General features: G+C 64.4%; 1 pseudogene. It reads left to right on the top strand.

The features are described from left to right. A pseudogene (locus K3N28_RS23210) lies at positions 1-298 on the top strand (xylose isomerase); the annotation flags it as partial.

Below are 298 nucleotides of genomic sequence, written 5' to 3'. Positions count from 1 at the left end.
CGCGGAGGTGTATGTGGCCTGGGGCGGGCGTGAGGGCGCGGAGTCGGGTGGGTCCAAGGACGTGCAGTCGGCGATGGCGCGGATGAAGGAGGCCTTCGATGTCCTGGGCGAGTATGTGATCGAGCAGGGTTACGGTATCCGGTTCGCGATCGAGCCGAAGCCGAACGAGCCGCGGGGGAACATCCTGTTGCCGACGCTGGGGCATGCCCTTGCGTTTATCAACGAGTTGGAGCGGCCTGAGCTGGTGGGGGTCAATCCTGAGATCGGGCATGAGGAGATGGCGGGTCTGGATTATGCC

This window comes from Glycomyces sp. TRM65418 (assembly GCF_019710475.1).
Lineage (GTDB): Bacteria > Actinomycetota > Actinomycetes > Mycobacteriales > Micromonosporaceae > Glycomyces.
This window is presented reverse-complemented; position numbering and strand designations above follow the sequence as displayed.